The sequence below is a fragment of the Pantoea sp. UYEF8 genome (assembly GCF_040546285.1).
Lineage (GTDB): Bacteria > Pseudomonadota > Gammaproteobacteria > Enterobacterales > Enterobacteriaceae > Pantoea > Pantoea brenneri.
The window spans coordinates 70,252-90,228 of the sequence record NZ_JBEPNM010000012.1; the positions used below are offsets into that span (position 1 = coordinate 70,252).

Annotated in this window: 20 protein-coding genes; 3 read left to right on the forward strand and 17 right to left on the reverse strand. The window is 56.2% G+C overall.

Annotated elements, in window-relative coordinates:
* Positions 1 to 54: 54 nt before the first annotated feature.
* The 4 genes from rplI to rpsF are packed head-to-tail and all read right to left on the reverse strand — an operon-like array spanning position 55 to position 1,495.
* Complete coding sequence (gene rplI, locus ABIB18_RS19265) at positions 55 to 504, reverse strand: 50S ribosomal protein L9 (protein ID WP_031376408.1); 450 nt, start codon at positions 502 to 504, stop codon at positions 55 to 57.
* A 39-nt stretch (positions 505 to 543) separates the two neighbouring features.
* Positions 544 to 771 carry a 30S ribosomal protein S18 gene (gene rpsR / locus ABIB18_RS19270; RefSeq protein ID WP_000135199.1) on the reverse strand — a complete coding sequence of 76 codons (228 nt, stop codon included), beginning with the start codon at positions 769 to 771 and terminating at the stop codon, positions 544 to 546.
* Positions 772 to 775: 4 nt separating this feature from the next.
* A complete protein-coding gene (gene priB, locus ABIB18_RS19275; protein ID WP_046289269.1) occupies positions 776 to 1,093 on the reverse strand; it encodes a primosomal replication protein N in 318 nt (105 codons plus the stop codon).
* Between the two features lie 6 nt (positions 1,094 to 1,099).
* Entirely contained in the window at positions 1,100 to 1,495 is a 396-nt protein-coding gene (gene rpsF, locus ABIB18_RS19280) for a 30S ribosomal protein S6 (RefSeq protein WP_031376410.1), read from the reverse strand.
* 405 nt (positions 1,496 to 1,900) lie between these two features.
* Here rpsF and ABIB18_RS19285 point away from each other — a divergent pair, with 405 nt between their 5' ends.
* Entirely contained in the window at positions 1,901 to 2,104 is a 204-nt protein-coding gene (locus ABIB18_RS19285) for a hypothetical protein (RefSeq protein WP_031376411.1), read from the forward strand.
* A gap of 56 nt (positions 2,105 to 2,160) precedes the next feature.
* On the opposite strand, the gene yjfP is transcribed toward ABIB18_RS19285, so the two are convergent.
* Positions 2,161 to 2,910 (reverse strand): esterase, encoded by a 750-nt coding sequence (gene yjfP / locus ABIB18_RS19290; protein WP_089561912.1) that lies wholly within the window; start codon positions 2,908 to 2,910, stop codon positions 2,161 to 2,163.
* Positions 2,911 to 3,069: 159 nt separating this feature from the next.
* Between yjfP and ABIB18_RS19295 the strand changes: the two genes are divergently transcribed.
* A complete protein-coding gene (locus ABIB18_RS19295; RefSeq protein ID WP_031376412.1) occupies positions 3,070 to 5,001 on the forward strand; it encodes a methyl-accepting chemotaxis protein in 1,932 nt (643 codons plus the stop codon).
* 56 nt (positions 5,002 to 5,057) lie between these two features.
* Positions 5,058 to 5,384, forward strand: a complete 327-nt coding sequence (gene bsmA / locus ABIB18_RS19300) for a biofilm peroxide resistance protein BsmA (protein ID WP_031376413.1) — start codon at positions 5,058 to 5,060, stop codon at positions 5,382 to 5,384.
* On the opposite strand, the gene ABIB18_RS19305 is transcribed toward bsmA, so the two are convergent.
* The 12 genes from ABIB18_RS19305 to mutL form a co-directional block, all read right to left on the reverse strand.
* Positions 5,358 to 6,986: an isovaleryl-CoA dehydrogenase gene (locus ABIB18_RS19305; RefSeq protein WP_279810027.1), complete on the reverse strand. Its 1,629-nt coding sequence runs from the start codon at positions 6,984 to 6,986 to the stop codon at positions 5,358 to 5,360. The two genes, bsmA and ABIB18_RS19305, sit on opposite strands and share 27 nt — an antisense overlap.
* Before the next feature lie 220 nt (positions 6,987 to 7,206).
* Positions 7,207 to 7,941 (reverse strand): 23S rRNA (guanosine(2251)-2'-O)-methyltransferase RlmB, encoded by a 735-nt coding sequence (gene rlmB / locus ABIB18_RS19310; protein WP_031376415.1) that lies wholly within the window; start codon positions 7,939 to 7,941, stop codon positions 7,207 to 7,209.
* 70 nt (positions 7,942 to 8,011) lie between these two features.
* On the reverse strand, positions 8,012 to 10,504 hold the full coding sequence (rnr, locus tag ABIB18_RS19315; RefSeq protein WP_354475303.1) for a ribonuclease R: 2,493 nt from the start codon (positions 10,502 to 10,504) through the stop codon (positions 8,012 to 8,014).
* Positions 10,505 to 10,520: 16 nt separating this feature from the next.
* The gene (gene nsrR, locus ABIB18_RS19320) at positions 10,521 to 10,964 is read right to left on the reverse strand and encodes a nitric oxide-sensing transcriptional repressor NsrR (protein WP_031376416.1); all 444 of its coding nucleotides are present in this window, start codon (positions 10,962 to 10,964) and stop codon (positions 10,521 to 10,523) included.
* Positions 10,965 to 11,182: 218 nt separating this feature from the next.
* The gene (locus ABIB18_RS19325) at positions 11,183 to 12,481 is read right to left on the reverse strand and encodes an adenylosuccinate synthase (RefSeq protein WP_031376417.1); all 1,299 of its coding nucleotides are present in this window, start codon (positions 12,479 to 12,481) and stop codon (positions 11,183 to 11,185) included.
* 166 nt (positions 12,482 to 12,647) lie between these two features.
* Positions 12,648 to 12,848 carry a DUF2065 domain-containing protein gene (locus tag ABIB18_RS19330; RefSeq protein ID WP_031376418.1) on the reverse strand — a complete coding sequence of 67 codons (201 nt, stop codon included), beginning with the start codon at positions 12,846 to 12,848 and terminating at the stop codon, positions 12,648 to 12,650.
* 56 nt (positions 12,849 to 12,904) lie between these two features.
* Positions 12,905 to 13,909 (reverse strand): protease modulator HflC, encoded by a 1,005-nt coding sequence (gene hflC, locus ABIB18_RS19335; protein WP_031376419.1) that lies wholly within the window; start codon positions 13,907 to 13,909, stop codon positions 12,905 to 12,907.
* 3 nt (positions 13,910 to 13,912) lie between these two features.
* Positions 13,913 to 15,151 (reverse strand): FtsH protease activity modulator HflK, encoded by a 1,239-nt coding sequence (gene hflK, locus ABIB18_RS19340; RefSeq protein WP_354475306.1) that lies wholly within the window; start codon positions 15,149 to 15,151, stop codon positions 13,913 to 13,915.
* 227 nt (positions 15,152 to 15,378) lie between these two features.
* Positions 15,379 to 16,659, reverse strand: coding sequence for a ribosome rescue GTPase HflX (gene hflX, locus ABIB18_RS19345; protein WP_031376420.1), 1,281 nt, complete (start codon positions 16,657 to 16,659; stop codon positions 15,379 to 15,381).
* Positions 16,660 to 16,735: 76 nt separating this feature from the next.
* Positions 16,736 to 17,047: an RNA chaperone Hfq gene (hfq, locus tag ABIB18_RS19350; RefSeq protein ID WP_009087468.1), complete on the reverse strand. Its 312-nt coding sequence runs from the start codon at positions 17,045 to 17,047 to the stop codon at positions 16,736 to 16,738.
* A 103-nt stretch (positions 17,048 to 17,150) separates the two neighbouring features.
* Entirely contained in the window at positions 17,151 to 18,101 is a 951-nt protein-coding gene (gene miaA, locus ABIB18_RS19355) for a tRNA (adenosine(37)-N6)-dimethylallyltransferase MiaA (RefSeq protein WP_069729035.1), read from the reverse strand.
* On the reverse strand, positions 18,094 to 19,947 hold the full coding sequence (mutL, locus tag ABIB18_RS19360; RefSeq protein WP_094106264.1) for a DNA mismatch repair endonuclease MutL: 1,854 nt from the start codon (positions 19,945 to 19,947) through the stop codon (positions 18,094 to 18,096). Before mutL ends, miaA begins: the two co-directional genes overlap by 8 nt.
* Between the last annotated feature and the right edge of the window lie 30 nt (positions 19,948 to 19,977).

Below are 19,977 nucleotides of genomic sequence, written 5' to 3' on the forward strand. Positions count from 1 at the left end.
AAAACAAAAACGCCGGCACAAGGCCGGCGTTCCCGCAGTGCTCAGTAATAAAAATTACTCAGCAACGATATTCACGATCAGTTTCGCGAATACTTCACTGTGAACCTGGAAGTTCACTTCGTGCTCACCGGTGGTGCGCAGAACGCCGTTCGGCAGACGAACTTCGCTCTTAGCCACTTCAACGCCAGCTGCAGAAACTGCATCAGCGATGTCGCGGGTACCGATAGAACCGAACAGTTTACCTTCGTCGCCTGCTTTAGACGCGATGGTTACGGTGCCCAGTGCATTGATTTTCTCAGCGCGTGCATTTGCTGCAGACAGAACGTCGGACAGTTTAGCTTCCAGTTCTGCACGGCGTGCTTCGAAGAATTCAACGTTTTTCCTGGTAGCAGGCACAGCTTTGCCCTGTGGTACCAGGAAGTTACGAGCGTAGCCCGCTTTAACGTTAACCTGATCACCCAGGCTGCCCAGGTTTGCTACTTTATCAAGCAGAATAACTTGCATTACCTTATCCTCTTAAAGTCGTTAATGGACAGTTGCCGATTACTGATGACGATCAGTGTACGGCAGCAGAGACAGGTAACGCGCGCGCTTGATAGCACGAGCCAGCTGACGCTGGTATTTTGCGCGAGTACCAGTGATACGGCTTGGTACGATCTTGCCGCTTTCAGTGATGTAGTTTTTCAGCGTTGCGATATCTTTATAATCGATCTCTTGAACGCCTTCCGCGGTGAAACGGCAGAACTTGCGACGACGGAAATAACGTGCCATTTGGCTAGTCTCCAGAATCTATCAATTCAATCTGCTCGGCATGTAACACCATTTTGCTCTGGCCATTGCGTGCCTGATGGCAGCTAATGAAACCGTCGAGTATGAGTTGCGTGCCGACCGTTATATGTTGAGTAATCACCTGATGGGCAGTGCCGCTGATAATTACCGGCATACGACACCAGGCTTGCCGGTGAAACCCGGCCTCCTCCTGCACTGAGCGGTGCTCAAGCACAAACTGACAGTGCGGAATTCCTGACGGGCTAATTTTTCGAACCGGCGTCTTGCACACCGTGCCAGACAAGCGCAGTCGATTAACCGTCACGATGGATTACTCTTCAGAATCCCCAGCATCTGAGTCATCAGCGGATTCGTTAGCAAAATCTTCGCGGCGCTCACGACGCTCGTCTTTCGCTTTAACCATCGGTGATGCTTCAGTTACCGCGTTTTTAACGCGCATAACCATGCTACGGATAACGGCGTCGTTGAAGCGGAAGTTCGTTTCCAGCTCATCGATCGCTTCCTGCGGCGCTTCAACGTTCAGCAGAACGTAGTGCGCTTTGTGCAGTTTGTTGATCGGGTAAGCCAGCTGACGGCGGCCCCAGTCTTCCAGACGGTGAATCGTGCCCTGTGCACCAGTGATGGCACCAGTGTAACGCTCGATCATGCCCGGAACCTGTTCGCTCTGGTCAGGATGGACCATAAATACGATTTCGTAATGACGCATCGAAATTGCTCCTTACGGATTATTCAGCCTCCTGTCGGGGTCAACCGCGGCCCATGGAAGCAAGGAACGTTATAGGCTGTGTCCCACAAAAGTTCGTTGTGACGAGCGCTTGTGGGACACAGCCTGAGAATGCGGCTGAAAAATTGACGCGTAATCATACTGGCGGGGGCCACTAAACTCAAGCGCACATTTCAACAAATGCCATCCGGCGTGCCAGATACGCAGGCTTTTCGTGCTAATCATGTGAATACAGTGCGTTAAGCAGCGATTGTTCAAAAAGGCTGATGAAGAGGTTCAGGCAGACGATCTGGCGATAATATCGCCAGTCGCTAAACTTAATGCAGACGTTACGGTTTGGCTTACCAGCGTCTAACAGAGTGTCTTCCCTGAAGTGAGGAGTCGGCCATGAAAAGGTACGTCATCGCCACTTTACTGGGTCTCTTCCTGTCTCTACCCGCTCTTGCCAGCAATGCTGACTGTGCGCAGCAGATGAGAAGTCACAGCAGCAAAGCGGCTGAGGGTTATGTCTACGTTAATCGACTGGATGCACCGGAGAGTAATCCGATCAGTGCGCCAGCCCGACTGTCAGAACGGTTCACTGCCCGCTAATAAACGGGTCAGGCCAGGGCGGAGCAGACCCCTCCGCCCTTTTTTACGTCTGATGTTTAAAGCTGATGCTTAAAGAAGCTCACCAGCGCCGTCAAACCTGACGGCGTAATCTTATGTCCAATCTGCTGTTCCGACAGTGACGTCAGATGCTGCGCTAATCCTTTGCTGCGCAGCGCGGCTTCCAGGCGGGCGCTTTCAGCAAAGGGCACCACCTCATCAGCTTCACCATGCCACAGCAGCAGCGGACGATTGGCCAGCGTGTCCAGCCGGGTGCTGGGATCGTATTCCGCCAGCGGTGCCATCCGGGCATCAAACTGTGCCTGCTGTTCCGGCGAGCGCACCACCAGCGGCGGAAACAGCGTCTGGCTGAGCTGCATAAAGTAGCCGGAACCCATCATGGAGGCGACGCTGTGGATCTGCGGATAGCGGGCCATCGCCCCCAGCGCCGTCATGCCGCCCATCGACGCCCCGGCGACCGCAAACCGCTCACCGGCGATCAGATCGTCAGCGCGCAGCGCCGATTCCAGCTGCGGCAGCTCATCAATATTTTTTTTCAGGATATCCCAGAAGCGACTCAGGCGGCTTTCGGCATCGCCGTGATAGCGTGCGCCGTGCAGATCCGCATCCGGCATCACCGCCCGGAATCCGGCCTGCGCTAAGGCGACGGCGAAATAGGCATAGACCTCTTTCGACGACGTAAAACCGTGATAAAACAGCACTGTCGGCAGCCGGTTACGGCGCTGACCAGCTGGCGCGGCGTGCAGACACTCAATTCCTGCCAGCGTTTCCGTGGTGAGTTCAATCATATTCTCTCCTGAAAGGGGCGAAGCACAGGCTTTGAGTGTACGTTCTGCCACAACATTTGCGAAGCCATTCCCCCGCTGCCGGTCGTCAGCTTGCGGCCTAAACTTTTTCGCGTTGCTGCCGTTGATCCGGTATCCCCCCAATGTGATCAAAGGTAATTTATGAAGCGTCTCTCTCTCAGCGGCCTGAGTCTTGGAGTTAAGCTGTCTGTACTGACGTCTCTCAGCGTAGCGTTATTACTGCTGGTTCTGACGCTGACCCAGAGCCACACCGCCTCACGCCAGCTGGAAAACCTCGCGATTGATGATATGCACAATCAGGTGCAGGGCATCAGTGAAATGGCGACCATGTTCAACGCCACGCTTTCCGAAGAGGTGAGCAACTACACCAATCTGTTTACCAGCTTTTTACCCAGGCGCTTTAGCCTCGATGAAAGTGCCCGGGTGCAGGTGGGCAGCTTTTCGACGCCGGTGCTGCGTGCTGGCTTAAAGACGCTCAACCTCGACCAGACAGCGGTGGACGATTTCACCGAACGCACTGCTGCGGTCGCCACCATTTTCGTGCGTGACGGCGAAGACTTTATCCGCATTTCCACCTCGCTGAAGAAGCAGGATGGCAGTCGCGCCATCGGCACCCAGCTCGATCGCGCCAGCGCCGCCTGGAAAAGCGTGCATCAGGGGGAAATCTACCGTGGCCTCGCCACGCTGTTTGGCCATCGCTACATCACCCAGTATCAGCCGGTCAAAGATGCCAGCGGCACGGTAGTCGCCATTCTGTTTGTCGGGGTCGGTATCGATCAGCAATACGCCCTGATGCGTGAGAAAATTCTCGCGCGTCGGCTGGGCGACAGCGGCCACTTTTATGTGATTAACGGCGCGCCCGGCAGCGCTCAGGGTCAGTATTTGTTTGATCAGCACAACGAAGGGAAACTACCGGGCTGGGATAACGCGATACAGCAGCAACTGCTGACCCAGCCGCAAGGGATACGGCAGGTGGAGATGGCCGGAGAGAACCGCATGCTGGCCTGGCAGCAGTTACCGGGCTGGAACTGGGTGATTGTTGGTGAGGTTAACCGCGCCAGCCTGCTGGCACCAATTACCCACAGTCGTAACCTGTTTTTACTCACCGGCCTGGCGCTGGTGCTGGTGTTTGCGCTTGGCTTTGTCTGGTACAGCCGCCGGGCGATTACCCGTCCGCTGCAGCAGGTGATTCATCTGGCGCAGCAGTATGCCGCCGGTAATTTGCAGGTGCATCTCGATACGCCACGTCGCGACGAAGTGGGCCAGTTGATCAACGCCATCAACGGCATTGGCGATGGTCTGGAGAAGATCGTCGGTCAGGTGCGCAGCGCCGCGCAGGAGATCAGTGACGGCACCGATACCATCGCCGCCAGCAGCCACAATATCAGCGAGCAGATTGGGCGTCAGGCCAGCAGCGTCGAGCAGACCTCGGCCAGCATGGAGCAGTTTGGTGCGACGGTAGAACATACCGCCGATAGCCTGCGCCAGGCGATGTCGCTGGTGTCTGAAGCCAGCGCTATCGTCAGCCAGGGCAGCCAGACCGTGGTGCGCTCGGTTAACACCATGTCGGCCATTAAAATCTCGTCGCAAAGCATTGCGGATATCACCCATGTGATCGAATCTATCGCCTTCCAGACCAATATCCTGGCGCTAAATGCCGCGGTTGAAGCCGCGCGTGCCGGTGAACAGGGACGCGGATTTGCGGTGGTAGCTGCCGAAGTACGGGCGCTGGCGCAGCGCTCGGCGCAGGCCGCGAAAGAGATTGATGGGCTAATCGCCACCTCAATCGGCAATGTGGCGGAAGGCCATCTGTTATCTGAGCAGACCCGCGACGCGATGACCCACATCGTGACGCACATTGAGCAGGTCCAGGCGCTGATGGGCGAGATCAACGTGGCGGCGCAACAGCAGGCTGCCGGCATTGGTCAGGTTAATCTGGCGATGAACCAGATCAGCCAGGCGACGCATCAGAACAGTGAACTGGTGGCGCAGGCGGAAAGTAGCGCCCAGACCCTGAGTGATAAAGGCCATCACCTGACCCAGCTGGTCAGCGTTTTTAGCCTCAAATCCTGACGGCATTCGGGACGATGGCATACACTTAATGCTTCGTCCTGAATGAGGGTTTTCCTATGCGTTTCGCTTACTTACTGGTGTTAAGCCTGTCACTGGCAGGCTGTTCTGCGTTTCAGACGACCCCAAAAGCGCCGCCCGCGCCGACGCAACAGGCGCAGGAAATTTCACGGGCGCAAAGCGCCGGTTTACCGAAGCTGGGCAATATCACCGTCAACGTGCACGGTTCACCCGATGATGCACAGCGCGCCGTGGCCGCCCGGGCCAATCAGTCCGGTGCGACCTACTATCAGATCGTGGCGCTGAGTGAAACGGTGATGCCTGGCTTATGGTACGCCAGCGCGATCCTGTACGGAGCCTCACCCACCGCAGGCGCGGGCCAGTAAGCGGTCGGCCAGCGCGGCATCAAGTGGACGTGAGCCGCGCTGATCGAGCCATTGCCGGCACCAGCCATCCGCCAGCGGCGGCTCGGCATATTTCAGCAACTGTGCGCCCGTTGCCAGCAGCAGCAGACTGCGGGTCAGTTCACGCGCCTGCGCCTCCGGTATTTTGTGCAGTCGCAGACGAAGCTGACGCCAGCGCGCATCGAAATGGCGGTTACTGCCTTTGACTGCCTCAAATTCCTGGCTGAGCATCTCTGCCGCATCGCTCTGCCGCGAAAGCGCGCGCAACACGTCGAGACACATCACGTTGCCCGACCCTTCCCAGATACTGTTAACCGGGATATCGCGATACAGCCGCGGCAGCTCACTCGCTTCGCAGTAGCCGATGCCGCCTAACACCTCCATCGCCTCTGCCACAAACGGCGCACCTGCTTTGCATATCTGGTATTTCGCCGCCGGGGTAAACAGGCGCGCAAAGGCAACCTCATGCGGTTTTGCCGGCTGCGACCAGGCACGGGCCAGCCGCATCAGTAAGGCGGTCTGTCCTTCCAGCTGCAGTGCCTGCTGCGCCAGCACCTGACGCATCAGTGGCTGATCCACCAGATTTTTACCCAACACCTGGCGCTGGTGTGCATGATAGAGCGCAACTGAAAAAGCCCGCCGCATCTGGCCGTGACTGCCGAGCGCGCAGTCAAAACGGGTCATTCCGCCCATTTTCAGGATCAGCCGGACCCCTTCCCCCTCTTCTCCCAGTAGCCAGCCAGTGGCGTCGCGAAACTCGACTTCGCTGCTGGCATTGGATCGATTACCCAGCTTATCTTTCAGCCGCTCGATCTGGATAGCATTGCGGGAACCGTCCGGTAACAGGCGCGGCAGGAAGAAGCAGCTCAGTCCCGCCGGCGTCTGTGCCAGCACCAGATGCGCATCGCTTTGCGGCACCGAAAAAAACCACTTATGACCGGTGAGCCGGTAGATTTCACCGGGGCCGCGCGCGCCCAGCGGCTCCGCGCGGGTGGTGGTAGTGAACAGATCGCTGCCGCCCTGCTTTTCTGTCATGCCCATGCCGATCAGCAAGCCGCGCTTTTGATCGCCGGGCTGTGCATGGGTGTCATACCGGTCACTGAGCAGCGGATCGAGCCAGCCTTCGAACGTGGCCGGCAGATAAGTCTGAAGCAGCGGGATTGCCGCGTGGGTCATCGTCACCGGGCAGAGCGTGCCCGCTTCAACCTGAGCATGCAGAATAAAACGGGCGGCACGCGCCACGCTGGCATGTTCGCGCACCGTCGGTTGCCAGCTGAGGTTGTGCAGACGGCTGGCGCAGACGCCCTGCATCAGCAGATGCCAGGCGGGATGAAAACGCACTTCATCGAGCCGCACGCCACGCGCATCGTAGCGCAGCAGTTCGGGCGGTTCGGCATTGGCCAGCCGGCCAAGCTCCAGTGATTCAGCGCTGCCAAGCTGCAGCCCGACGGAAGCCAGCCATTCACGATCCCACTCCGCGCCCTCGCGCTGTAGCGCTTCACTCAACGGCGTATCGGAAAGGAACAGGTTGCTGTTACTGAGAGGATGGGGCTGATTAAAAACGGTGTGTGTTGTCCAGGTCATAACCACTCCTCGCGGATGTCACTCAGTAAGTATACCCGTCGTCTTTCAAGCTGCATTTTTGTTGGCTGCGTTCACTCACCCGAATCACTTACTCATGTAAGCTCATCGGGGTTCGTTCTCGTGCCACCTCAATGCAACCCGAAATCCTTTGGGTATATACGAATGACGCGCAGTTATGCCTGGTACAGAAACTAATTTGTGGCGAGGATCACATCGGAGATCAGGCGTTGCGCTGGCGCACCGCTTCAAACAGGCAGACGCCGGTAGCGACCGAGACGTTCAGCGAAGAGACGCTGCCCGCCATCGGAATACTGATCAGCTCATCGCAATGTTCACGGGTCAGACGACGCATGCCTTCGCCCTCTGCGCCCATCACCAGCGCCATCGGGCCGGTCATTTTGCTCTGATACACGGTGTGATCGGCTTCACCGGCCGTGCCGACTACCCAGATGTTGTACTCCTGCAGCAAGCGCAGCGTCCGCGCCAGGTTGGTAACGCGGATTAACGGCACGTTCTCAGCCGCACCGCTGGCCACTTTTTTGGCGGTGGCGTTCAGCGGAGCGGAACGATCTTTTGGCACGATCACCGCATCCACGCCCGCTGCATCGGCGCTGCGCAGACAGGCTCCGAGGTTATGCGGATCGGTAACCCCGTCCAGCACCAGCAGGAACGGTTTTTCCAGGCTCTGCAGCAGATCCGGCAGATCGCCTTCCTGATACTGACGGCCCGGTTTAACCTGCGCCACGATACCCTGATGCACGCCGCCTTCCACCTGGCTGTCCAGCCACTTACGCTCTGCCAGTTGAATTACGATCCCCTGAGCTTCCAGCGCGGCGACCAGGGGTTGCAGGCGACGATCGTCGCGGCCTTTGAGGATAAAGACCTGCTGGAAACGTTGTGGGTCGCGTTCCAGCAGCGCCTGCACGGCATGGATACCAAAAATAATTTCGCTCATCGATCTGCTCAGTGTGTGGAAATGAATAAATTACCGCCCTTTCCCGGCTGAGAAAGGGCGGCTATGCGCATCAGTCAGTTTGCGCTTTTTTGCTGGCGCGCTTAGCCCGCGTGGCGGCGGCGATTTTACGGCTTTTTTCCGAGACGGTTTTACTTTTTTTCTCGGTTTTTGCCGCTGCCGGTCTGCTCTTGTCACCGCGGAAAGCAGCGTCTGGCTCAAAATTGGACTTCTTGCTGACATCACGACGGCGTTTGAACGGTGGTTTGCCATCACGCTTCGCCCGATCGCGCTCGGTTTTACCTTCGCCGCGTACCTGACGCTGGCTGGAGATCAGGGCAAAGTCGATTTTACGCTCGTCCATGTGCACCGCTTCGACCCGTACTTCCACAATATCGCCAAGACGATAGGTGCGGCCGCCGGACTCGCCAATCAGACGCTGACCGACCGGATCAAAACGGTAGTAGTCGTTATCCAGCGTCGAGACATGCACCAGACCATCAATGAACAGATCGCTCAAGCGGACAAAGAAGCCAAAGCCGGTGACGCTGGAGATCACGCCGTTGAAGACGTTGCCGACCTGATCCTGCATGAAGTCACACTTGAGCCAGTCCGCGACGTCGCGGGTCGCTTCATCAGCCCGGCGTTCGGTCAGGGAACAGTGCAGTCCCAGTTGCAGCATCTCCGGCATTTCGTAGTGATAGCCACCGGTCGCAGTCATCCGATCTTTGATCGCGTTGCTGTCTTTCGGCATCAGATATTTGATGGCGCGTTGTACCAGACCTTTACCTTCACCCTGCTCTTTTGCCAGCAGATACTTGATGGCGCGATGCAATGTCAGATCCGGGTAGCGGCGAATTGGCGAGGTAAAGTGAGCATATGAAGTCAGCGCCAGACCGAAGTGGCCGCGGTTTTCCGGATCGTAAACTGCCTGCTTCATCGAACGCAGCAGCATGGTTTGCAGCATTTCCGCATCAGGACGATCGGCCACCTGCTTCAGCAGCGCGGCATAGTCGATCGGCTGCGGTTTGTTGCCGCCGGGCAGACTCAGTCCCAGCTCGTTGAGCACGGTACGGAAACTCTTGATGCTTTCGTCGGTCGGGCGATCGTGATCGCGGAACAGCGCCGGTTCCTGATTTTTCTCAACGAAGCGTGCCGAGGCGATATTCGCCAGGATCATACACTCTTCGATCAGCTTGTGGGCGTCATTACGCGAAACGCGCTCAACACGCTCAATGCGGCGCTCGGCGTTGAAGATGAACTTCGCTTCTTCGGTCTCAAACGAGATGCCGCCACGCTCTTCACGTGCTGCTTCCAGCGCCTGATACAGGTTGTGCAGCTCTTCAAGATCTTTAACCAGCGGCGCATACTGCTGACGCAGCTCTTTGTCGCCCTGCAGAATGTTCCAGACTTTATTGTAGGTCAGACGCGCATGCGAATTCATCACCGCTTCGTAGTGTTTGAAGCCGGTCAGTTTCCCTTTTGAGGAAACGGTCATTTCGCACACCATACACAGGCGATCGACCTGCGGGTTGAGCGAACATAAACCGTTCGACAGCACTTCCGGCAGCATCGGCACCACCTGTGACGGGAAATAGACCGAGGTACCGCGCTGATGCGCTTCGTCATCCAGCGGCGTGCCAGGACGGACGTAATAGCTGACATCCGCGATAGCAACCCACAACCGCCAGCCGCCACCGCGTTTTTTCTCACAGTAGACCGCATCGTCAAAGTCACGGGCATCTTCGCCATCAATCGTGACCAGCGGCAGCTTACGTAAGTCGACGCGTCCTTTTTTGGCCTCTTCCGGCACTTCTTCTTTCAGCTTACTGACCTGCGCTTCAACCTCTGGCGGCCAGCTGTGTGGGATTTCATGGGTCCGTAGCGCCATATCGACCGCCAGACTGGTGCCCATATCATCACCGAGGATCTCAGCCACTTTACCGATCGCTTTACTGCGACGGGTTGGACGCTGAACTAACTCCACCACCACGACCGAGCCCATGCGGGCATTCATGGTTTCTTCCGGTGGGATCAGGATGTCAAAGCTCAGACGGCTGTCGTCCGGCACCACAAAGCCAGCACCGGCGTCGGTGAAGTAACGGCCAACGATCTGGTTATTGCGTGGTTCCTGTACCCGCACCACGCGCGCTTCGCGACGGCCTTTACGATCGGCGCCCAGCGGCTGGGCCAGGATGACGTCGCCGTGCATGCAAAACTTCATCTGTTCGGCGGAGAGGTAGAGGTCATCCTTCTGACCTTCTGCCCGCAGGAAGCCGTAGCCATCACGGTGGCCAATGACCTTCCCGCGTAGCAGATCCAGACGCTCCGGCAGGGCATAGCATTGACGGCGGGTGAACACCAGCTGACCATCACGCTCCATGGCGCGCAGGCGGCGACGCAGCGCCTCAATATGCTCTTCTTCCTGCAGGTTCATCTCTTGCGCCAGCTCTTCGCGGCTGGCCGGTTTTTCACGTTTTTCTAATAGCGCCAGAATAAATTCACGGCTTGGAATGGGGTTTTCGTATTTTTCAGCTTCTCTATCCTGAAAAGGATCTTTTGACATAGCGGTTCCTCCGATGTCATTGAGTATTTATTGCCACCGGCGGTTCGGACAATATGATTTCATAAAGTGGGGTATTCCCTTCAACCAAATCCGCCAGCGTGTAGCTATCCAGTTCCTGCAGAAAGCGCTGCACCGCGTCATGTAGCGCCTTCTTCAGGCGACAGGCGGGCGTAATAGAACAGGATGCGCAGTCCACTAATTGTAGCGGTTCCATCTTACGCACTACGTCGCCAATCACAATCTGACTGGCCGGCATGCCAAGACGAAGCCCGCCATTTTTGCCGCGCGTTGCGGCGATATATCCCGCCCGGCTCAGTTGATTAATGATTTTGACCATGTGATTTCGTGACACACCATAGGTGTTGGTCACTTCAGTGATGTTGGTCTGCTGGCCTTCGGGCAACGCGGCCAGATAAATCAGGGCCCGTAAACCATAATCAGTAAAACTCGTCAGCTGCACAGTAACCTCAGTGAATCATCAAAAGTGGCATCGCATAACCCGCCTTGCGATTGATGTCAGGAATAAATCGGATCGCCATGCGAGTGGCTACGATGATAAACCAGAGTCTGATTAACCGTGCGTTTTTTTAAGCCAGCACCGGGTTGGACAAGCGAAGGGGAATTAAGTGGCATCAAAGAGTGGAAAAACAAAGGCCGGACAAGGTCCGGCCTGGGTGATTATGCGTCGAACGGATCGCGCAGAATCATCGTTTCACTGCGGTCCGGGCCGGTTGAGATAATATCAACCGGAACACCCGTCACTTCTTCTACACGCTTGATATAGTCGCGGGCAGCTTGTGGTAAGCCCTCCAGCGTCTTCACACCAAAAGTAGTCTCGCTCCAGCCCGGCATCGTTTCATAGATCGGCTCAATGCCTTCCCAGTTCTCTGCCGCCAGCGGCGTGGTGGTGACTTCACGGCCATCCGGCATCCGGTAAGCCACGCAGATTTTGACCTCTTTCAGGCCATCCAGCACGTCCAGTTTAGTCATGCAGAAACCGGACAGAGAGTTGATCTGCACCGCACGACGCACGGCAACCGCATCCAGCCAGCCGGTACGACGACGACGGCCGGTGGTGGCACCGAACTCGTTACCCTGCTTACACAGGAACTCACCGGTTTCGTCAAACAGTTCGGTCGGGAATGGACCAGCACCGACGCGGGTTGAGTACGCTTTCACGATACCCAGCACGTAATCGACATAGCGCGGGCCAATGCCTGAGCCGGTCGCTACGCCGCCAGCGGTGGTGTTGGACGAGGTAACGTACGGATAGGTACCGTGATCGATATCCAGCAGCGTACCCTGCGCACCTTCGAACATGATCAGATCGCCACGCTTACGCGCGCCGTCCAGCAGCTCAGAGACGTCAACCACCATGCTGGTCAGGATGTCGGCAATCGCCATCACATCGTTCAGCACTTTATCGAAGTCGACCGCCTGCTCTTTGTAGTAGTGCACCAGCTGGAAGTTGTAGAAATCGACCACTTCTTTCAGCTTGGCGGCAAAGGTCTCTTTGTTGAACAGATCGCTGACGCGCAGTGCACGGCGTGCGACTTTATCTTCATAAGCCGGACCAATACCGCGGCCAGTAGTCCCGATCGCCTTAGCACCACGCGCTTTTTCGCGCGCCATGTCCATGGCAACGTGATACTGCAGAATCAACGGACAGGCTTCAGAAATCAGCAGACGTTCGCGTACCGGAATCCCGCGCTCTTCGAGGCCTTTCATCTCTTTCATTAAGGCTTCAGGAGAGAGCACTACGCCGTTACCAATAATGCTGGTGACGTTATCGCGCAGAATGCCAGAAGGGATCAGGTGGAGGACGGTTTTTTCACCGTTGATGACAAGTGTGTGGCCCGCATTGTGGCCGCCTTGATAACGCACAACGTAATTCGCGCGTTCAGTCAGAAGGTCTACAATCTTACCTTTACCTTCGTCACCCCATTGGGTGCCCAGTACGACGACGTTCTTACCCATTTCTCAAAATCACCGATTGCTTAAAAAAGGATTCTACCATCTGATCCGGTGGTTTTCAGCACTTTTAGCATACGATTGCGCGCTTTTTTGCCAGCATTTTGATCACTACAACATGTTGGGGAAAACAGGCGCAGCAGGCACAATTTGTGCACCAGGCCAGCAGTTGTTACAGGTTGCCGTGCAGGCTAAGCATGCAATAGATCACCATTCCGGCTACCACCAGCCCGCCGCCAAAACGGTGCAACAGGCGATCGGGCAGCTGCGTCATCGCCAGAATCATGCGGCGCCAGGCGCGTGGCATGAACATCGGTCCCAACCCTTCCAGCACTAATACCAGCGCCAGTGCCATCCAGATGCTTGTTTTCATACTGATACCCAAAAAAAAGGCCGACAACATTGTCGGCCTGTAGGTTATATCAGTTCTTAACGTGTCGCGTTAGAGGGCGCCTTCATATATCGGAAGAAGTCGCTGTCCGGGCTTAACACCATCACATCCTGATTGTCATTGAAGCTGTTTTCATAGGCACGCAGGCTACGAATAAAGGCGTAGAAGTCCGGGTCCTGACTGAATGCCGCAGCAAACAGTCGCGCCGTTTCCGCATCACCGTCACCACGGGTAATCAGCGCTTCACGCTGGGCTTCGGCCAGCGTACGCGTTACCTGGTAATCAGCCTGGGCGCGCAGTTTTTCTGCTTCTTCCTGACCTTGTGAACGCTGGCTACGTGCTACGGCTTCACGCTCTGCACGCATACGGTTGAAGATCGCATCTGAAACTTCGGTCGGCAGGTTGATCTGCTTAATCCGTACATCTACGACCTGAATACCTAACGCCGCCATACTGTTCGGGTTCGGTGCCGGTTCGCTGCTGTTAGTTTCACGCTCTACGCGGGCCGCTGCACTGGCAATCGCATCATCGGCGGCCGGGGTGGCGATTTCGTCATCGCTGCCTGCACTACCGGTGTTCAGCGCATCACGCACGTCGGTGGTCAGACGACCACGCGAATCGGTCACAATGTCTTTAACATCCAGACGCCCCATTTCAGAACGCAGACGGTCACTGAACTTACGTTTCAGCAGTACTTCCGCCTGAGACACATCGCCGCCACCGGTGGCCAGATAGTAACGACTGAAGTCGCTGATACGCCATTTGATGTAGGAATCGACGATCAGATCTTTCTTCTCTTTAGTGACGAAGCGATCGGCCTGGTTGTCCATGGTCTGAATACGAGCATCCAGTGTTTTAACCGTTTCCAGGAATGGGATCTTGAAATGCAGACCCGGTTCAAACACCTGCGGTTTGTTTTCGTCGTCGCGCAGAACCTTACCGAAGCGCAGTACGATGCCGCGTTGACCTTCCTGCACCACAAACAGCGACGCATAGAGCGCCACCAGCACGACGATGATTAATACTACTATTGGCTTACGCATCGATTACTCTCTCCCTTCGCGCTGGCTGTCGTTGCGCAGAGCGTTAGCCCGACGCTGATCCATGATGCTGTCCGGACTGTATGACGACGTGTCACTGCGGCTGGCGCTGCGATCGGAGAGCGCAGGCTGCGATGCGGCACTGCCCCCTTTCTGACCGTTGTGGCCGGTTGACGCCTGACCGCCACGCATCAGTTGATCGAGCGGCAGCACCATCAGGTTATTACCCCGATCGTTAACCAGTACTTTACGGGTATGGCTGAGCACGCGTTCCATCGTTTCGATATAGAGACGCTCTTTGGTGATTTCTGGTGCCGCTTTGTACTCAGGCAGGATTTTGGCAAACCGCGCCACTTCACCCTGCGCTTCCAGCACCGTCCGCTCTTTATACGCACGGGCTTCTTCCAGAATACGCTGCGCCTGACCGTTAGCTCGTGGCTGAACTTCGTTGGCGTAGGCTTCCGCTTCGCGGACATACTGCTCGCGGTTTTCACGTGCGGCAATCGCATCATCAAACGCAGACTTCACCTCTTCCGGTGGACGAGCCGCCTGGAAGTTTACGTCCAGCACCGCGATGCCCATATTGTAAGGGCGAATCGTTTCGTCGATTTCACGCTGGGTATCGCTACGGACCACAGTACGACCTTCGGTCAGGATACGGTCCATGGTGGAACGGCCAATGACGCCGCGCAGTGCGCTGTCGGTGGCCTGACGTAGACTGTCATCCGCGCTGGTAACGGCATAAAGATAACGTTCCGGATCGGTAACCCGGTACTGGATGTTCATCTCAACCCGCACCACGTTCTCATCCGAAGTCAGCATCACGCCTGACGCGGCGAGTTCACGTACCGCTTCAACGTTAACGGCACGCACCTGATCGATAAAGGTCGGTTTCCAGTTCAGACCTGGCTCAACCAGATGACTGAACTTACCGAAGCGCGTTACCACGCCACGTTCCGCTTCTTTGATGGTGTAGAAACCGCTTGCTGCCCAGATCACGACAGCTGCAACCGCTACGATGCCAACAATTTTGCCGCCGCTGCCGGAGCCGCGCTGACCGTTGTCGTTCTGTTTGCCACCGCCCAGACCACCAAGCTTCTTGCTCAGCTTACGGAAGATATCATCCAGATCAGGAGGCCCGGATTCCCGTCCTCCTTTATTCCCCCCAGAGTTGCCGCCTTGATTATTGCTGCTTCCCCACGGGTCGCGGTCCTGTCCGTTATTTCCGGGCTGATTCCACGCCATGTCTCTACTCCATTTATTGTATTTGCGGTTTTTACCCTTCATCTTTCGGATTGCAGCGGTGTTGGCTGCCTTCGCTCACTCCGGTCACTTACCTGCGTAAGCTCCCGGGGATTCACTCAGTTGCCGCCTTGCTGAAATCCGAAATACTCGGGTAACGCCTGCGTATTCGGGTCTGCAACGAAAGTGCGACAATCTTCAATTTTTAAGGTAAATGCGTTTGGGCAATATCAAACAATATAACTGGTCAGCGACGGTTCCTGTTTGCATAAGCGCAACCATTCAATGATTGGCATACGAATCTGCAATCCTACACTGCCGTCTTCCTGATTCCACTCTTTCTCAATCGCCTGCAACTGGTAGAAACGGCTGCGCAAGCGCCCCGCTTCGGGTGGCAGACGTAATTCGTATTGGGCAATTTCACCCGACAGCCGCTCAGACAGCGCCTGCCATAATAACGGAATACCGGCACCGGTCTGGGCAGACAGCCAGACGCGAATCGGCAGGTTTTCTTCGTTACGATCGATGCGTGGTTCAAAGCCATCGAGCATATCGATCTTATTCATGACCAGTAAGGTGGGAATTTCGTCAGCGTCGATCTCTTCCAGTACGGTATCAACGGCTTCAATATTTTCTGTGACGCGAACGTCAGCACCGTCAATCACATGCAGCAGCAACGTCGCCTGACGCGTCTCCTGAAGGGTCGCTTTAAAGGCAGCAACCAAATCGTGAGGAAGATGGCGGATAAAGCCGACCGTATCCGCCAGCACCACTTCACCGACATCGGCGACATTCAGGCGGCGCAGCGTCGGATCAAGGGTCGCAAACAGCTGATCGGCAGCAAAGACGTTGGCTGAGGTCACGGCGTTAAACAGCGTCGATTTACCGGCGTTGGTATAGCCCACCAGCGACACGGTTGGCACATCGGCCTTGGCGCGTGCCTGACGTCCCTGCTCACGCTGTTTCTCTACCCGTTCCAGACGGGATAAAATCTGGCTGATACGGCCGCGTAATAAGCGACGGTCAGTTTCTAACTGCGTTTCACCCGGACCGCGTAAGCCGATCCCGCCTTTCTGGCGTTCAAGGTGCGTCCAGCCGCGTACCAGACGCGTGGCAAGATGGCGTAGCTGTGCCAGCTCAACCTGCAATTTACCTTCGTGGGTGCGTGCGCGTTGCGCGAAGATATCGAGAATTAAGCCGGTACGATCAATCACCCGGCATTCGCACAGGCGCTCGAGATTTCTTTCCTGAGCGGGCGTAAGGGCATGATCGAATAAGACGACCGATGCTCCTGTTGTTTTTACCGCATCGGCAATTTCAACGGCCTTTCCTTCACCGACAAAATACTTGGGATGTGGCGCTTTGCGGCTGCCAGTGATCACTTGCAGCGCGTCAACGCCAGCAGAAGAAACCAGGGTTTCAAATTCCTGAAGATCTTCTACTTCTTTGTCTTGGGAGAACCAGATGTGTACCAGTACGGCCTGCTCACCGGCATCATAACGGTCAAACAAGCTATAACCTCGCTAAAATAAAAGACCAGGACGGAAAACCATTCATGCTCTCCGGTCCTGGCTGTACGGCGACGCGTTATTCTGCGTTATCACCGTCTTGTTGTGGCTGTGGCTGCGCAGATGTGTTGCTGCCGCCATGATGGTAATTGTTGCTGCCGCCACCGGTATTATTGCTATGGTGAGAAACCGGGCGCGAAGGAACAACGGTAGAAATGGCGTGTTTATAAACCATCTGACTTACCGTGTTTTTCAGCAAAATTACAAACTGATCAAATGACTCAATCTGACCCTGCAGCTTGATACCGTTAACCAAATAAATCGAAACCGGAACACGTTCACGACGCAGTGCGTTCAAAAACGGGTCTTGTAATGATTGCCCCTTAGCCATTCTATCTTTTCCTTATATGCTTGTTGTTTGTTGCTTGTAGAACCTATGGTTCTGAAAAAACTGCGTAAAAATTTGCGCACGATAACCCGTCAATTGTACACAATCACCCATGCTTCGCACTAAGAACCTGTAGCACCCTGTCACGTGCCAGTTGGGGCTCGTCACTGTCTAACCAGTGAACGTTTTCCCAGCCGCGTAACCAGGTAATCTGACGCTTAGCAAGTTGCCGGGTTGCGCAAATTCCCCGATAAACCATCTCGTCATAATCGATTTCGCCCGATAAATAAGACCACATCTGGCGATAACCAACACAACGAATGGAAGGCATGTCCGTATGCAAATCACCTCGTGCAAACAGGGCCCGAGACTCCGCTTCAAATCCTGACGCCAACATCTGCTCAAAACGCAACGCGATGCGCTGGTGTAACAGCTCGCGGCTCGCGGGGGCGATGGCAAACTGGTACACATCGTAGGGTAACGCTTCACCGGACGTTTTTGTCAGTTCCGTTAAAGTTTTACCCGAAATGAAAAAAACTTCCAGTGCTCGCGAAAGTCTCTGCGGATCATTCGGATGAATACGACTGCCGGCAACCGGGTCGATTTCACACAGCTGGCGGTGTAAAGCTTCCCAGCCTTTTTCACGCGCCGTTTGCTCTATCCGCTGACGAACCTCGGGATCGGCCGAGGGCAACGGCGACAATCCTTCAAGTAACGCCTTGAAGTAGAGCATGGTTCCACCAACAAGCAACGGAATTCGTCCGGCCTGAACGATATCCGCCATTTCTGCTAACGCATCGCGTCGAAACTCGGCCGCCGAATAGGCTTCCGCGGGATCGCGTATGTCCAGCAACCGATGGGGCGCCACTGCTAACTCCTCAGCCGACGGTTTCGCCGTGCCAATATCCATCTGACGATAGATTAAGGCAGAATCTACGCTGATTAGTTCCACTGGCAAATGCTTACGCAGCTCAATCGCTAACGCCGTCTTGCCAGACGCCGTGGGTCCCATCAAAAATATAGCCTTTGGCCGGCCAGCCTGGTTTAGTTCACTCATGCTTCAACGCGTCAATCGCGCTCTCAATCTCTATGGCCTGTATCAGACCTGAAGGCGGCGATTTTAATAACTGTGGACAGAGCCGTTCCAGCTCAGCCAGCAGGTTAATCGCCTGTGAGTGATTCCAGTCAGATGACTCTGCATCCTGACGCCGCGCCAGCCACTGGGCCAGTTGCGTCGCAGAGTTATCTTGCTGCCGGGCGAGATAGCCTAACAGTTCAGGAATCAAGATTTGTAAATTTTGTGTTCGTAACGGTAAAGGAACCGCGCGCAGAGTCACGTGGTCGCCCTCCAGCTGCAGTTCTATTCCCATCTGATTGAGCAGACTGCTGTTTTTCTGTGCAGCCTGCCGCTCGGTCTGGGCAATTTTAAGCCGCACCGGGATCAATAACGGCTGCGGTTTTAAGCCGGTTTCGCCGGGCTGAAGCTGCGCCTGTTTTAACCAGCGCGCCGCCACCGGCAGAGACAGCAGCAGCAGTCTCTGGTCCTGCTCCAGCAACGCATAGTGGTGATGCAGCACCGTCAGTACCCGGCCAAAACTCTGGGCATGCGCCGCCAGCGGTGACGCCTGGACGACGGCACGCGGTGCCGGTTCAGCCGGCTTCGCTGGTGGCGCGCCCGTGGCAGGCGTTTTTAGCAACTGCTGATACACCGCGCCTTCCCGCTGACGATAACCGCTCTCTTTGTTCTGCCAGGCTGGCGCTGGTCCCGGCGTCGGTGCTGCCGGCGCTGACTCGCTGCGACGCGCGGCGGGCTGTGAAAAATGGTTCCCCCCGGCCGCCTGACGATTCTCGGGTTGCCAGCGCGGCGCGGGCTCTTCCGCCTGCAGCGTCGGCAATACCGGGGCCGCGCTCGCCTGTAACACGCTCATCACGCCCTGATAGATAAAATCATGCACCAGCCGCGACTGATGAAACCGCACCTCATGTTTTGCCGGATGAACGTTGACATCCACCTGGTGCGGATCGATTTCCAGATAGAGCACATAGGCGGGCTGCTGGTCCTCCTGCAGCTGGGTCTGGAAAGCCTGGCGGATCGCGTGATTGATCAGCTTGTCGCGCATCATGCGGCCGTTTACGTAGCAATACTGCAGGTCGCTGACCTGACGCGAACCGGTCGGATCGGCTACCCAGCCGCGCAGTGACAGATCGTCGTGCTGCCAGTCGATGCGTAACGCATGCTGCATAAAGGTCACGCCACAGATGGCCGCCAGCCGTCGTTCGCGCTGGCTCTCTTCACTTACCGCCCGATACTGACGCATCATTTTGCCGTTGTGACTGAGTGAAATCGCCACGTCAAAGCGGGCCAGCGCGATGCGGCGAATCACTTCGTCGATGTGACCAAACTCGGTTTTTTCAGTGCGCATGAATTTGCGGCGTGCCGGGGTGTTGTAAAACAGATCCAGCACTTCCAGCGTGGTGCCGCACGGATGCGCAGCAGGCTTGACCGTCACGGCCATATCTCGCCCTTCGGCATAGGCCTGCCAGGCTTCAGTTTGATCGGCGGTACGTGAGGTCAGAGTCAGGCGAGAGACCGAGCTGATACTGGCCAGCGCTTCGCCCCGGAAACCGAGGCTCATGATCGCCTCCAGGTCATCCAGTGAGGCAATCTTGCTGGTGGCATGGCGGGCCAGTGCCATCGCCAGTTCGCTTTTTACGATGCCGCATCCGTTGTCACGGATGCGTATCAGCTTCGCGCCGCCCTTTTCAATCTCAACATCAATGCGCGTTGCGCCAGCATCAAGGCTGTTTTCCACCAGCTCTTTCACAACCGATGCAGGACGCTCGACCACTTCACCCGCCGCGATCTGGTTCGCCAGTTGCGGCGGTAAAATTTGTATCGGCATGGTGGATATCCTTTTAGCTGATAGCCCGGC